This window comes from Flavobacterium psychroterrae, assembly GCF_018380615.1.
Taxonomy (GTDB): Bacteria; Bacteroidota; Bacteroidia; order Flavobacteriales; family Flavobacteriaceae; genus Flavobacterium; species Flavobacterium psychroterrae.
Genome location: NZ_JAGYVZ010000012.1, coordinates 98,880 through 114,848, shown reverse-complemented (window position 1 = coordinate 114,848; position 15,969 = coordinate 98,880). Strand labels below are relative to the sequence as shown.

At 35.3% G+C, this 15,969-nt stretch carries 10 protein-coding genes; 5 read left to right on the top strand and 5 right to left on the bottom strand.

Annotation, left to right across the window (positions count from 1 at the left end):
• Positions 1–2: 2 nt before the first annotated feature.
• From KHA90_RS13950 to KHA90_RS13930, 5 genes are all read left to right on the top strand, one after another.
• A complete protein-coding gene (locus KHA90_RS13950) occupies positions 3–1,484 on the top strand; it encodes a RagB/SusD family nutrient uptake outer membrane protein (protein WP_213301267.1) in 1,482 nt (493 codons plus the stop codon).
• A complete protein-coding gene (locus KHA90_RS13945; protein WP_213301265.1) occupies positions 1,471–2,940 on the top strand; it encodes a hypothetical protein in 1,470 nt (489 codons plus the stop codon). Before KHA90_RS13950 ends, KHA90_RS13945 begins: the two co-directional genes overlap by 14 nt.
• Before the next feature lie 269 nt (positions 2,941–3,209).
• Positions 3,210–4,352, top strand: coding sequence for a cytochrome-c peroxidase (locus tag KHA90_RS13940; RefSeq protein ID WP_244860344.1), 1,143 nt, complete (start codon positions 3,210–3,212; stop codon positions 4,350–4,352).
• A gap of 423 nt (positions 4,353–4,775) precedes the next feature.
• Complete coding sequence (locus KHA90_RS13935; RefSeq protein WP_213301263.1) at positions 4,776–5,429, top strand: VOC family protein; 654 nt, start codon at positions 4,776–4,778, stop codon at positions 5,427–5,429.
• A 178-nt stretch (positions 5,430–5,607) separates the two neighbouring features.
• Positions 5,608–6,006 carry a tautomerase family protein gene (locus KHA90_RS13930; RefSeq protein ID WP_213301261.1) on the top strand — a complete coding sequence of 133 codons (399 nt, stop codon included), beginning with the start codon at positions 5,608–5,610 and terminating at the stop codon, positions 6,004–6,006.
• A gap of 4 nt (positions 6,007–6,010) precedes the next feature.
• On the opposite strand, the gene KHA90_RS13925 is transcribed toward KHA90_RS13930, so the two are convergent.
• The 5 genes from KHA90_RS13925 to KHA90_RS13905 form a co-directional block, all read right to left on the bottom strand.
• Positions 6,011–7,087 carry a BamA/TamA family outer membrane protein gene (locus KHA90_RS13925; RefSeq protein WP_213301259.1) on the bottom strand — a complete coding sequence of 359 codons (1,077 nt, stop codon included), beginning with the start codon at positions 7,085–7,087 and terminating at the stop codon, positions 6,011–6,013.
• A gap of 377 nt (positions 7,088–7,464) precedes the next feature.
• Complete coding sequence (locus KHA90_RS13920; RefSeq protein ID WP_213301244.1) at positions 7,465–9,459, bottom strand: heavy metal translocating P-type ATPase; 1,995 nt, start codon at positions 9,457–9,459, stop codon at positions 7,465–7,467.
• A gap of 546 nt (positions 9,460–10,005) precedes the next feature.
• Entirely contained in the window at positions 10,006–11,256 is a 1,251-nt protein-coding gene (locus KHA90_RS13915) for an efflux RND transporter periplasmic adaptor subunit (protein WP_213301241.1), read from the bottom strand.
• A 1-nt stretch (position 11,257) separates the two neighbouring features.
• The gene (locus KHA90_RS13910) at positions 11,258–12,532 is read right to left on the bottom strand and encodes a TolC family protein (protein ID WP_213301238.1); all 1,275 of its coding nucleotides are present in this window, start codon (positions 12,530–12,532) and stop codon (positions 11,258–11,260) included.
• Positions 12,533–12,685: 153 nt separating this feature from the next.
• Complete coding sequence (locus tag KHA90_RS13905) at positions 12,686–15,805, bottom strand: efflux RND transporter permease subunit (protein WP_213301450.1); 3,120 nt, start codon at positions 15,803–15,805, stop codon at positions 12,686–12,688.
• Between the last annotated feature and the right edge of the window lie 164 nt (positions 15,806–15,969).

Sequence of the window (15,969 nt, the reverse complement as noted above, 5' to 3'; positions counted from 1 at the left end):
AAATGAAAAATTTTAAACGTATCATAAGTTTCAAATTTACTTTGGTTCTGGGATTTCTTTTTTTGTTCCAAAGTTGTAGTGACTTTTTAGAACAGGAACCCGGAACACAAACTTCGATAACAGAACAATTAAAGAACAAACAAGGAATTTTACAGGCAATGAAAGGTCTTTATGGCGAACTTGAAGCTGTTGTTAGAACTGAACCGTTTGCTGTTTATGCAGATTTACAGGGAGGAAATTTAAAATTTACACCTTCTTTAAGTACTGGTTCTTCTAAAAGCCGAATTACCATTCCGGCTAATATTACCGGAATTTATGCCTTTGACGATCGATCTGATGATTCTGATCTGGTTTCATTTTATGGAAATTGTTATGATGTAATTAATCAGACTAATTTGCTTTTAGAATTTACAGATGCTTTACCTGATGCAACAGCTGCTGAGAAAAATCAAATAAAAGCCGAAGCTTTGACCATTAGAGCTTATACACACTTTTTACTAATCGAATTATTCAGTCAGAATTATGATTTTTCTGCTGATGCTTCTCATCTTGGGATTGTTTATAATAAGGCTTCAATAAATGAAAAACTTACTTATCCTACCAGAGAAACTGTTGCAAATACGTATACTTTTATTGTCGAGGATATTACAACGGCTATAAATCTCTATTCTGATAAAGCTTTACTTGACGGACCTTTATATTCTTATTTCAATAAAACAAGTGCCAAAGCCTTATTATCAAGAGTTTATTTAGCCAAAAAAGATTATAAAAATGCATATGACACGGCAAACGATATTATAGTAAACTCAGGTATTAGTCTAGTAAGTTCAGACAATTATATCGCGCAATGGGAACAGCCTGATCTTCCGGTTTCCGAAATTTTATTAGAATTTTCTATTCCTAAAAGCGATGAAGGAACTACAAGCGGTTCAATGTCTACATTTTATGGATATATTTCTGATGCAAGTTATGGTGGTTATGCCGCATCTCTTGACTTGGTAAATCTATATGAAAGTACAGATATCAGAAAGCAATTATTTTTAGAAAAATCGATACCAACAATTGTGAATTTACAGCCTGTTGATCTAAAATATAATTTCACGAAAAAATTCCAGAATAATCCTGGTTATGTCGCTTTTAGATTAAGTGAACAATATTTAATTCGTGCCGAAGCCGCTCTGGGATTAGATAATCCGGAACAAGCCAGAACAGATATTAATACTATCAGAGCCCGGGCAAAAGCTTCGTTACTAACAAATAATAGCAATATTGCAGATGCATTATTTTTAGAACGCAGAAAAGAGCTTTGTTTTGAAGGACATTTGTTTTTTGACATTGCCCGCAACAAAAAAGATGTTTCCCGCAATGATGGCTGTATCTCTTTGCTTTGCAGTTTAGCATATCCCTCCCCTAAATTCATATTGCCAATACCACTTCGCAATTTAAACCTTAACTCAAACTTAAAACAAAATGAATCTTACTAAAATTATATCCGTATTGAGTATAGTTGTACTCTTATATTCATCTTGTTCTAAAGACGATTACAGGCTGGATTCTCAAAACATTACTCCTTTTATCCGCTTTAATTTCCTTGCAACTGATGCCGGTGTTCCGCTTGAATATCCAGCAGTGAATACTACTTTTTTGCCATTGACAACTTATGAAAACAAATCAGTTAAAACACTTAAAGTTCCTGTTACATTAAGTTCAGCAACATTAAAAAGTGCTGTTAAGGCAAATTTTATCACCACAACTTCCGGCGATCCGGATACTTTTACTGTAGAACCTGCAACACAATTACTATTTCAGGGCAATAAATTAACGGATACTATTTATTTGTCTTTTGATAAAAGATGGAAAGACAAACAAACCATTACTTTAAAATTAGACAATACATCTGATGCTGATATTCACATAGGAAATCTAAATGCAACTGCTCTAAATGATACTTTTACGATAAATCTGGGCGAAGTCGTTACGCCATACACTTTTCCTGTAAAAGATTTTATTATAAAAGGACAAATTGGCGAAACAACTGATTTTAAGGTTAATTTCCCTAACGGTTTTGTTCCTTCAGAAATTGATGAAAACTCTATATTTAAGTTCGTGAATGGTTTTGAATATTCCTTAACTCACGACGATTACGGCGATAACAGAAGTTCTATAACCTATCATCTTAAACTTCTTGAAGATATTCAAATTGATGATGTTCGTTATGAAACTAAAATTTCCCTTGCTACAACTGCCAACTATATTGCAACCGGAAATATTAACTTAACGATTGCAAAGCCAATAAAGTCACCAAGAGATGTTCAGGCAAATCCGGCTTCTAAATTCTACGATTTATCAAATCAGTTTTATTTAACCTATGGTGAAAACTGGTTTGACAAAAGCGGAACTTGTGCATGGCAGGCGTTTAATGCATTTACTTTTCCGGTTGTTGTAACAAAAGACAATGAAAATGCCATTTTATACAGCGACAAAGGAACGGCAAACCCAAATGATGATGTTTATCACGATGCATTCAAAATTGGTTTTAACGTTGCCACAGGAACATCAACAACCAATTCTTTCAACCTAAAAAGATGGTTCACTAATGAGGCAACCGCAGGCGCAAGCTCTCCAGGATTCAATATTACATCGGCTTTAGAATTTTTCCCTGACAAAGGAAATAGTAAAACGAGTGGTAAAGTTTTAGTGATTCCGCAGGATATTACCATTGCAGGAACTAATAAAAACAGTCATATTATCGCGATTTCAGGTGAAGGAACTTATAAAGAAATCAGCGCAGGTTTATTTGAAATTTCTTTTGAATTAAAACTGACAAATGATACCCTTTTTGGAGGAACTGTTTCGGGACTATACAAAATATACAACAATAAAACATATCCGAAAATTAACGCGATAAACGCAGATTGCCCTAAGGAAGTTACTCTTTAATAGCAGTATTCAGTTTTCAGTTTACAGTCGCAGTCGCAGTCGCAGTCGCAGTCGCAGTCGCAGTCGCAGTCGCAGTCGCAGTCGCAGTCGCAGTCGCAGTCGCAGTCGCAGTCGCAGTCGCTAACTTTGTCAAAGTTTTAAACTTTGACAAAGTTCTCATCGCAAAACTGAGACTGAAAACTGAAAACTGAGACTGAAAACTGAAAACTGAATACTGAATACTGAACACTGCGACTGAATCTAAAACCTGAAACTAAAAAAACATAAATTTGAAAAAGTTAATAATCCCCTTTCTACTCTTAATAAGCCTCACCGCTTATAAAAGCATTGAAGAACCAGAATATATCGATGTTCAGGAATTGCGAAAACTGTATTCCAGCGGAGATCCAACTTCCTGGCCAGCGCCACAATTAGATAAAAGTATCGACAAAAAAGCATTTCAGGATATTGGAGTACTTTCTGCTGTTCCATATCCATCGTATAATCCGTATTCAAAGGAAAAAGAAAGTCTGGGGAAAATCTTGTTTTTTGATCCGAGGTTATCTATAAGCGGACAAATTGCGTGTGCTTCGTGCCATAATCCTGAATTGGGCTGGACAGATAATTTAACGCGTTCTTTTGGTCATGATCGCCAAACCGGAAAACGTAATTCAATGACGATTTTAAACTCGGCGTATGCCAAAACTTTATTTTGGGACGGTCGCGCTTCAAGTCTGGAAGATCAGGCGCAATTCCCGATTGGTGATCCGCTTGAAATGAACGAGAAACTGACGATTGCGGTTGATAAAATTGCCGAAATTAAAGGATATAACGAGCTTTTTAAAGCTGCTTTTGGAGATAAAAAAGTTTCATTAGAAAGAATTCAATATGCGATTGCCACTTTTGAAAGATCAATTAACAGCCCTAAAAGTAAATTTGATCAGTTTGTGAGCGGAAAATCAGAAGCTTTTACAGATCAACAAGTGAAAGGTTTGCATTTGTTCAGAACCAAAGCGCAATGCATCAATTGCCACAATACGCCTTATTTTAGCGATAATCAGTTTCATAATGACGGACAAACTTTATTTGGAACAAAAAATGAAGATTTCGGACGTTATAATGTTACTAAAGACAAAGCAGATATTGGTAAATTCAGAACGCCAACGCTTCGTGAAGTCGTAAATACAAAGCCATGGATGCATCACGGACATTTTCCGTCTTTATTAGATGTGGTTGAATTGTATAATCTGGGAAATCCCTCTCCTATTCAGAAAAAATATCTGGGAACTGCAAGAGATTCTTTGATTCCAAAAATAGATCCGATGCTTAAAAAACTGGATTTAAGTAAAGAAGAAATAAGTGATCTTCTTGCTTTTATAGAAACGTTGAGCACGCCAACACGCAGAATTATTACTCCAACAATGCCAAAATAAATGATTTGTTAATTGCCCCAAAAATTTTCAAATCTACAAAGCCTGTTTCTTCATTGAAGTGGGCTTTTCTATTTATCATATCTCTACTTTTTAGATTATATCTTTTTAACAAATAGTCCCGATAGCTATCGGCACATATATCGAAAAATCTATAAAAAACGTTTCACTTCAAATAAATCTCATAATACCTATGTCAAAAAGCATGACTTTCTAAAAACCTTTAAATTAATACTTTAAAAATATATGTCCCAATAGCTATCGGGACTATCTGCTAAATATATTTCCACAATATGATAGAGATTCTCATCACAATTTACTATTGCTTCATTGAAGTATAAAATGGCTTATAACCAAAAATAGAAGCATCATTTTTTAAATTTGTTTGAAACGAAGGAAAATTTTTTTCTTTTTAAAAATACCATTATGAAATTAGAACACATCCAAATTCAGACAAACAATATTCAAAATACTATTAGCTTTTATCAGGATATATTAGAATTGCCTATTATAGAAAAAGATTCAAATTCGGTTACTATTAAGGCTGGGGATTCGGTTTTAAAATTCATTGAAAATCCTGATTTTAATTCCATTTACCACTTTGCCTTTAATATTCCTGAGAATAAACTTGACGAAGCAATTAAATGGTGTAATAGCAAAATAGATTTACTAATTATTGAGGATAAACGTATAATTGCGAATTTTGAGACCTGGAATGCCAATGCTGTTTATTTTTATGATAACAATGGCAATTTATTAGAGTTTATTGCCAGACATGATCTTGACAATTTGCAAATAAAAGAATTTAGTTCGAAATCAATATTAAACATTAGCGAAATTGGTATTGTTGATGAAAATCCAATGGAATTAGGAGAGCAATTGATAGAAGATTATAACCTTGCTTTTTTTAGTAAAAACTATAATAGTGAAAATTTTGCAGCAATTGGAGATGACGAAGGCTTACTTATTATTGTCAAACCTTATCGCAATTGGTACCCAACTCAAACTCCTTCTAAAAGCAATAAAACTGACGTTAGAATAGAAAATAATAACAATTCTATAGCATTATCTTTTTCTTAATTTTACAATAATAATAATTTGATTGCTATGATGCTGAATATTCAAACACAATAGGTTTTTAAAAACCTGTGGTGTTTATATCCGGCATTATTGTGCTGTTTTTTTAAAAAAATTTATCTTCACTTTTCAATTGAGCAATTATCTTTGCTATTACATCACTTTTAAATAACAATACAAAATGCCATTCGTTAGAATCAGTCTTCCAAAAAAGCTTTCATTAGCAACAAAAAACAATATTTCAGAATCCATTCATCATGCTTTAATAGCCGAATTTCATATTCCTGCAGCTGATTATTTTCATGTAATTGAAGAACTAGAACCTCATCAGATAAAGTATCCTGAAAGTTACCTTGGCATTTCACATTCTGAAGATATAATTTATGTCCAGATTACCGCCGGACAAGGAAGAACTTTGGAACAAAAGAAAAACTTGTACCATCAAATTGCTGTCAGAATCGCTGCTTCTACAGAAATTCTGATCAATAACGTGATTATTGTTTTACTGGAAAATAATGGTTTAGAAAATTGGTCTTTCGGAAATGGAGAAATTCAGGAACCCAAACATCTCAAGAAATAATAATTTAAAAAGCTTCGCCAATTCTAAAATACAGACCCCAATCTCCTTTTCCAACAGCAGCGTCTAAACCAACATTAAATTTTTCGGTTTTAAATGCCCGATATCGAAAACCGGCTCCGGCTCCGGGATATAATTTCCAGTTGAAACTTTCGGTATCAGATCCATAAATAGTAGCCAAACCTGCAAAACCAACAAGCCCCATTTTTTTACCAAAATTATAACGATATTCCGCCTGTAAATCAATCAATCCGTCTCCGCGATATTTACCTTCAGAATATCCTCTGATATCATTTCCGCCAATTGTGGTTTGCTGTTCAAAGGCAATATTTCCTAAACCGAATTTCCCTGAAAAACGCGCTGCAAACACATCGATTCCGTTTCGCATGGGAAAATATTTATCATATTCTGAGATAATCTTATTTGCACTAATATCGTTTCCAAACCAAGTAGGATAATTGAGCCATCGCAATTTTATTTTATCGCCTTTCGTCGGATAATATACTTCATCGCGCGAATCATACATTACATTAAGCTGTAATCCATTTGTGTGGGATACAGAACCTGGCTCGATATCATCTTCGTATTTTGTATCGTAATGTGCATAAGCATAACCAATTCCCACATATAAAGCTTTGATTACTTTGCGTTGCAGACTAAAATTAATCATATTGGCTTTGGTTCCGTAATCATAGAAATCCGGAACATCAATATCATCTACAAAAAATTGCGCATTCTGATTTCCCGTTGCCAGAAAAAGTTGGGCTCGCCAATTGTCTTCTTTAAAATACCATTTGTTGAATGAGGCTATAAAATAAGATTTATTGATAGTGTAAACTGCTGAAATCCCCGATAATGATTTAGGCGAAATCGTATCTGTTTTATCCAGTTTGTACATCATCATTGGGATCGCGCCAAACATAAAATCCAGCGTTCTGTTATAATTGATATACGGCATTACGTTAAAATCAACACGTTTCGTTTTTGCTTTAGCTGTTGAAATACTATCAGATATCTTTGTTTGTGTCCACGCTTTATAATAGGGCAATATCAGGATTATGAATACTAAAAGTACTTTTTTCATGGTTTTGTTTTTGATCTGAAACAAAACTACTACTTCACTCAAAAACAATTATTTAATTTAATTAATGTTGCGTTCCATATTATAAAATGAAACCACGTTTGAGGTAAGATTCCCTAATTAAACCTGTTGGATGCAATTATAAATTTCAATTAAACACATAGAAACATAGATTTTTAGATGTAAAAAGAACGCAAAAAGAAATCTATTTCTTTCACAGAGCCAGCTTTGTGTATTTTAATAAATGAAACACCTTTTTAGCTGAAAAAATTACGTTTCTATGTGTAAAAATAATTGCAGCCAAAGGGTTTATTCATTTATAGCTGATCTTTTCAAAAGGAATAAAAAAAACAATAATCGCCGCAAATTGCGGCGATTAATTAAAACTTCATCTTCTGAATCCTTACGGCATTCAATATGGCTAATAAGGCTACGCCAACATCGGCAAAAACGGCTTCCCACATTGTGGCTAATCCCCCAGCGCCAAGAATCAGTACAAATGCTTTGACCACAAAAGCCAAAGTAATATTTTGCCACACAATTTTTTTAGTTTGTTTTCCTATGTTGATTGCCATCGCAATTTTACTTGGCTTATCGTCCTGAATCACAATATCGGCGGTTTCAATTGTGGCATCACTTCCTAAACCTCCCATCGCAATCCCTACAGTACTTAAAGCAATCACCGGAGCATCATTTACGCCATCGCCAACAAATGCTACGGTTTCGTTTTTGGCTTTTATTTCGTTTAGTTTATTGACTTTATCTTCCGGTAATAAATCTCCAAAAGCGTTGGTAATTCCTAGTTTATTGGCAACAAATTGAACAACATTTGTTTTGTCACCGCTTAACATGGTAACTTTAACGCCCAATGCTTTTAGTTTGTTTACGGCTTCTTGTGCATCTGCTTTAATTTCATCGGCAATCGTTAAATATCCTGCAAACTTTTTATCGTACGCAATCGCAATTGTCGTGTAAACAACCTCATTGGGATCTATGTCATAATTAATATTGAATTTATCCATCAATTTAAAATTCCCAACATGCAACTCTTTTCCGTTAATCTCCGCTTTTAAACCATGTCCGGAAATTTCCTCAACGTTTTTCAATTCAATTGAAGCATCGATTTCACCCACGTGATTATGAATCGCAGTCGCCACGGGATGTGTACTTTGACTTTCCAGGACATTGACGAATTTCAGGATTTCTTCTTTATTAAAATCTTCCGAAATAATAACTTCCTGAACTTTAAAAACGCCTTCGGTCATGGTTCCGGTTTTATCCATTACCACATTCTGAATCGTTGAAATACTATCCAGAAAATTACTTCCTTTAAACAGAATTCCATTTTTACTTGCAGCGCCAATTCCGCCAAAATATCCTAGCGGAATACTAATCACCAAAGCACACGGACAAGAAATTACAAGGAAGACCAAAGCTCTGTACAACCATTGATTAAAAACGTAATTGTCAACAAAAAGCATTGGAACAAAACAAATTGCAATCGCCAGATAAACGACAATTGGCGTATAAATTTTAGCAAATTTTCTAATGAATAATTCGGCTGGCGCTTTTTTGGTCGTGGCATTTTGTACCATTTCCAAAATTTTAGACAATTTACTATCGTTATATGCTTTTGTTACTTTTACTAATGCAATTGTGTTGCCATTAATCATTCCGGCAAGAACAGCTTCTCCTTTTACCTTAGTATCAGGTTTACTTTCGCCGGTTAATGCCGCGGTATTAAACGAAGCATTATCAGATAGTAATTCGCCGTCTAATCCTAGTTTTTCTCCCGCTTTAAGCTGAATAATCGATCCAATGGAAACATCTGCCGCTTTGACTTTAGTGGCAACATTATTTTCTAAAACATTGACTTCATCAGGACGTTGATCCAATAAACTTTTGATATTCGATTTTGCCCGACTAACCGCCAATCCCTGAAAGTTTTCGCCAATGGTATAAAATAACATTACGGCAACACCTTCAGGATATTCGCCTATTGCAAAAGCACCAATTGTGGCAATACACATCAGGAAGAATTCTGAAAAAACATTGCCTTTCATAATACTTTCATAAGCTTCTTTCAAAACCGGAAGCCCAACCGGTAAATACGCCACCACATACCAACCAATTCTAACATAACCCGTAAACCAGTTTTGCGGAAAATAATGATCAAAACCAATGCCTATAAGCAATAAAATAAAGGATATTATGGCTGGTAAAAACATTTTAAAAATACCGCCTTCACCATTATGTTCATGATCGTGATCGTGTCCGTCATCATCTGAATGTGCGTGTTCTTCATGCGCAGAACAACATCCGGATTGATTGATTTTCTTTTTTGTGATTTTTTGTTCTTTATGTATATGTTCCATAGAAAAATTTCAAATTATGGTATTTTAAGTTTTATTTGTTTCAGGTTTTGCTTGTTTCAAGGTTTACACTTTGACGTTATGCTAATTTTACACAAAGTTTTGTCATTTCGACGAAGGAGAAATCACATTACATAATTGGCAACGATTGACTCTTTTCTTTGCGGAGTTTCTTGTGTGATCCTTCCTTCGTCAGGATGACAAGATTGTGAATAATAAATCTGTTCAAGATCTACGGCATCCGTATGTTAATAGCAATTCTAAAACACTTTCTAAATTTACGGATTTTGTTGTAATTGTTTCTATTGAAAGTTATTTTAATCTCGTATCAGCTTGAAAAATTTAATCTCGCAAAGACGCGAAGTCGCAAAGTTTTTCTTTCATAATGCTTTTTTTAGCTTGGTGTTATTGTTGAATTGCCTCCATCTTTAGCTGGAGATTATAAATATGCGCACAAAGACGCAAAGTCGCAAAGTTTTAGTTTTCTGTTTGAGGTTATAGAATTGCAGCTAACCAACCTGAAACAAATAAAACCTGAAACAAAATTCTTTAATGATCATGTTCTCCCCCGCCTTTCAATGCCGAAAGCAAATAAAAGGCACCTTTTGTAACAATTTTTGCATCGGCTGTAATTTCATTTACAAACTTCACTTCGGTAAAACCTAAATCTGTGGTTCCGGGAATGACTTCAATAGCTTTAAAATGGATTTCTTTTTCGTGGGCTGCCTCAGTTCCTGTTTTCTTTTCTTCATGTCCTGCGTTTTCTTCTTCTTCAATAAAAACAAAGTATTTATCAGCATTTCGAACAACGGCATCTTTTGGTAATGCAGGAACAGTCGCATTTGTGATGTTAATATTTGCCGAAACGTACATTCCGGGAATCAGTCCTTTTGCATCTGCCGATTCGATTTTGGCGTGAACGGCAACAGTTTTACTTTCATTCGAAAATGACTTATTGATTCCGAAGATCTTTCCTTTAATTGATTTATTCGACTGATTTGTTAAAACAAAATCAATTACCTGCCCAACTGAAATCGAACCTAAATCTTTCTCGTACACATTTAAATCCAAATGCATCTGGCTATTGTCAACTACCTCAAACAGTGAAACTCCGGTTTGTGCATAAGCGCCTTTTGCAATGCTTATTTTCCCAACGTAGCCACTAATTGGCGCAACAATTGGCACTAATGATGTACTGCCTTTTGAACTTACATGCAAAGCTTCTAATTTGTTTTTTGCTGCTTGCGCTCTGGCTCTTTCTGCCGCTAATTTTGCTTTTACTTCCTGAAAAACTTTTCTTGGGTTTACATTTTCATCGCTTAAGGTTTTCTGGCGGTTATACTCTAATTGCAAATATTCGATATTGGCTGTAGCCGAATGATAATCTTCCTGCATTTCAATTACTTCCAGATTCTGAATCGTTGCCAGCACTTTTCCTTTGTTTACAAAAGTCCCTTCCAGAACAAAAATATCCTTCACCGTTCCTCCTATCAAAGTCGAAACTTCGGCGGAGTTTTGTGGCGGAACTGTCGTATATCCGTTGGCTTTTATGACTTTGTTCAGGTTTCTGTTTTCAACTAATCCTGTTTCAATTCCTACTGTTTTATATTGGGATTCGTTTAATGCAACTTCTGTTTCTGATTTTTCTTCTTCGTGGGTTTCTTCGGTTTTTTTCTCGTTACAAGAAGTTAAAATAACGCTATATGCAATAAGCAGTAAGCTATAAGCTGCCTTTCTTTGCGTCCCGGTAGCCATCGGGATTGAGAACTTTGTTATTAAGCTTTTAACTATATTTTTCATTCTAATTGTTTTTGATGGTTGGAAATTGAAGTTCGATGGCGCTTTGATTGAAGTTATGTGTTGCTTCTGCATATTGCTTTTTAATATCAATTGCCTGATTTAAAAAACTGATGTACAACCAATAACTCATATCGCCATTTGCATAACTTTTTTGCGCTGTGTTGATGATCTGATCTGCGTATTGCAAACCTTCTTTCTGATAATATTCTAATGCTTTTTGCTGTTTTGCAAAGTTGTTTTGCAATTCCTGTTTTTGCAGATTGAGCGTTAGTTTATTTTTATCCAAAGCCAATTGAGATTGCGAAATACTTATTGCCGAAGCCTGAGCTTTTGCAGTATTCACGCCTCCAAACAACGGAATCTGTAATCCGGCGGTAAAACCCTGAAACAAAGATTCGGTATTAATGGTTTGCGCAAAATAACCCAAACCTAATTTTGGTGTTCTCATGGCTTTATACGTATTAGCTTCTTTTTGATAAACCGAAATTTGCTGTTCATAATAATCAGTTAGTAAACCTTCTGCATTTGAATTTCCTTCTTCTTTTAAAATAGAATATTGCAGCGATGTGTTTTCATCAGGAACAATATTTTCATCGGTTTGAATAAAAAATTGCAACTGCTTTTGATAAATCGCCAAATCATATTCTAATTGTGCTTTTTGCGTTTCAATCTCTTTTACTTTCGCTTTAGCGCTAATAACTTCAATATTTCCGCTTTCTCCTGTTTGAAAACGCAACTCGGCATTTTTTAGGAATTTGGTATAAATATCATTTAATTCCGAGTTCAGTTTTTGAATCGAAACTCCGTATAAATATTGATAATAAGCCAACGTAACCGCTTTTTCTATTTCGTAAGAAGATAAAGCTTTTCGTTTCTCGGCAAGTTTTACAAGTTCTTCCTGCAATTGTCGGTTGGCTTTTGTAATGTTTCCGATTGGGAAAAATTGCTGCACCGAAACATTATGGTCAAAATCCACGCTATTAAATTGTCCGCCCTGATATTGCACCTGAAGCGGCTCTGCCTGAAATGCGGTCTTTTTTAGAACGGTTTGTTTTTCTATTTCTTTATCGGCGATTTTTAAATCGATGTTGTTTGATTTGGCAAGTTCTATTGCTTTTTCAAGAGTGATTTTTTCTTGTGCCGATGTTATTGTACTTATCAATAGAAATGCAATTAACCACAAAGTTTTATTTGCCAATAGGAACGCACTTAACCGCAAAGAGCGCAAAGGATTCGCAAAGGTTTTTCTGCTATTTTTATATATTGAATTTTTCATTTTTATCTTTTTTGTCTCTCGCAGATCATGCAGATTGAGCAGATTTTTTTTCGATTCTTTTGAACTAATCTGCCAGATCTGCAGAATCTGCGAGAGAAATTATTTTACACATAGTGACAAATTTTCTAATTATCTCATTTTCTAATTATCTAATTATTCTCTGCGGTTAACTCCACGTTCCAACAACAAATATAAAATTGGCAAAACGATCAACGTTAATAATGTGGCTGAAAATAAACCGCCAATAACTACGGTTGCTAAAGGTTTTTGAACCTCTGCTCCTCCGCTGGTTGATAATGCCATTGGCAAAAATCCCAACGAAGCTACGGCTGCGGTCATTAAAACGGGACGTAATCTTGTTTTTGTTCCTATTAACACTCTTTGCAGCGGATCTAATATTCCTTCGGTTTTCAATTGGTTGAAATACGATATCAATACAATTCCGTTTAAAACCGCGATTCCGAATAAAGCTATAAATCCAATTCCTGCCGAAATACTAAACGGCATTCCGCGCATCCAGAGCGCAAAAACGCCTCCAATTGCTGAAAGTGGAATCGCCGTAAAAATCAAAGCTGCTTGTTTGAAACTTTTAAAAGTGAAATAAAGCAAGACTAATATTAATCCTAAAGCGACCGGTAATGCAATTGAAAGTCGTTTTGTGGCTTCGATTAAATTCTCAAATTGCCCGCCATAAGTCACATAATATCCTGCGGGAAGTTTTAAATTTTCATCTAATTTTTGCTGAATTTCCTCTACTACACTTTTAATATCGCGACCACGAACATTTAACCCAATTGTGATTCTACGTTTTCCATCTTCACGTGTTACTTGTACCGGACCCTGCTCATAATCCACTGTTGCAACTTGGGAAAGAGGTACTTGCTGACCGTTTGGTAACGGAATAAACAAATTGCTTACATCTGTAATATCTCCGCGATTGTCCTGATTCATTCTCACAACAACATCAAATCTTTTGCTTTCGTCGTAGATTTTTCCGGCACTTTCTCCGGCAAATGAAGATCGGATAATTTGATTAATATCTGAAATATTCAAACCGTATAGAGCAATTTTATTATAATCGTATTTGATTGTGATTTGTGGTAATCCTGTCACTTTATCGGCTTTTAAATCGCCAATTCCTTCGATACTTTTTATTTTCGAAATTAATTCTGTGGCTTTTGCATCGAGAACTTCTAAATCATCACCAAAAATTTTGATGGCAATATCGCTTCGGCTTCCGGTCATTAATTCGTTAAAACGCATTTGAATTGGTTGCGAAATTTCAATATTGGCACCTGGAATTATTTCCATTTCTTCTTTCATGGCGTTTGCCAATTCTTCCCAGTTATGGTATTTTCGTCCCCATTCTTTTTTGTCTTTCAAAACAATAATCAAATCGCCGCTTTCAATTGGCATGGGATCTGTTGGGATTTCACCGCTTCCTATTTTGGTTACTATGGTTTTAATTTCAGGGAATTTGGCTTTTAAAATCTGCTCGTATTTTGTGGTGGTTTCAACCATCTGCGTAAGCGAACTTCCTGTCATGATTGTCGCATTTATAGACAAATCACCTTCTTCGATTGTTGGGATAAATTCTCCTCCCATACTATTAAAAACTATTATTCCGAGGGCGAATAAACCCAATGATATTGCTAAAACGAGTTTTTTAAATTGCAATGTTTTCTGCAGAAACGGCGTATAAACAGCTTCTAGCCAAGCCATCATTCTATCGCTGAAATTTTCCTTGTGTTCGGTATTTTTAGATAAAAACAAAGCGCTCATCATTGGTACATAAGTCAGCGAAAGTATAAATGCTCCGGCAACTGCAAAACCAACGGTCATCGCCATAGGTTTGAACATTTTTCCTTCGGTTCCTACTAAGGCAAGAATTGGTAAATAGACAATTAAAATGATGATTTCGCCAAAGGCAGCACTATTCCTGATTTTTGAAGCCGAATTATAGACTTCAGCATCCATTTCGCTTTGTGTTAGTTCTTTATTGCGTTTGAGTTTTTGCAAATGGTGCATTGTGGCTTCGACAATAATTACGGCTCCGTCGACGATAATTCCAAAATCGATTGCGCCTAAACTCATTAAATTTCCGCTTACGCCAAAGGCATTCATCAAAATAATGGCAAAAAGCATCGCTAACGGAATCACAGAAGCGACGATTAAACCCGCGCGAAGATTTCCAAGAAACAAAATCAGAACAAAAATCACGATCAGCGCGCCTTCGAGTAAGTTTTTTGTAACGGTTCCAATCGCGTTATCGACTAATTTTCCTCTGTCAATAAAAGCTTCGGCAACGACGCCTTTGGGTAAACTTTTATTGATCTGAATCATTCTTTCTTTAACGCTGTGAACGACTGCGCTTGAGTTTTCGCCTTTTAACATCAAAACCATTCCGGAAACAATTTCTCCTTTTCCGTCTTTGGTTGATGCGCCGTAACGCAAGGCAACTCCTTCGCGGACTTCGGCAACATCACGAACTAAAACTGGCGATCCGTTTCGGTTTTTGACTACGACATTTCCCAAATCTTTGGTGTCTTTTGCCATTCCAACGCCACGAATAAAATAGGCTAATTGGTCTTTTTCAATGTAAGCGCCGCCTGTATTCTGGTTGTTTTTTTCTAAGGCTTCAAAAATCTCGGTAATCGTAACGCCAAGGCTATTTAATGTATTTGGGTTAACGGCGATTTCGTATTGTTTTAGTTTTCCGCCCCAGGTACTTACATCTGCAACGCCTTTAACGCCTTGCAATTGCGGAATTATAATCCAATCCTGAATGGTTCTTAATTTTACCGCATCGTATTTGTTTTCATAGCCTTTTTTGGCATAAACATCATATTGGTAAATTTCTCCCAAACCTGTGGTAATTGGCGCTAATTCTGGCGAACCGGCATAAGCTGGAATGTTTTCTTCGGCTTTTTTTAAGCGTTGAAATATTTGTTCTCTCGCCCAGTAAATATCAACATCGTCCTCAAAAACTACGGTAACAACAGATAATCCGAAACGGGAAATACTGCGAAGTTCTATAATATCAGGAACTGTTTTTACGGCTTGTTCCAGCGGATATGTAATTAATTGCTCGACTTCCTGACTTGCCAGTGTAGGCGCTGATGTGATAATTTGAACCTGATTATTGGTAATATCCGGCAAGGCATCAAGCGGTAATTGATTAAGTGAGTAGCTTCCCCAAGCTATTAAAACAAGGGTAAATAGTAGTATAACGAACTTATTCTTTATACTGAACTGTATGATTTTATCTAACATTTTAATGGTATAATGATGTGAGAAATGAGACAAAGTTTGTCTATTACTTTTGTGGAAAATCCACAAATCTCTACCCATATCCCTACAATCTTTGCGGACTTATTGCTTTAAATTATCTCGCAACGATATCTTCTTTTACATTGTGAACTTTGCGGTAAAAGAAA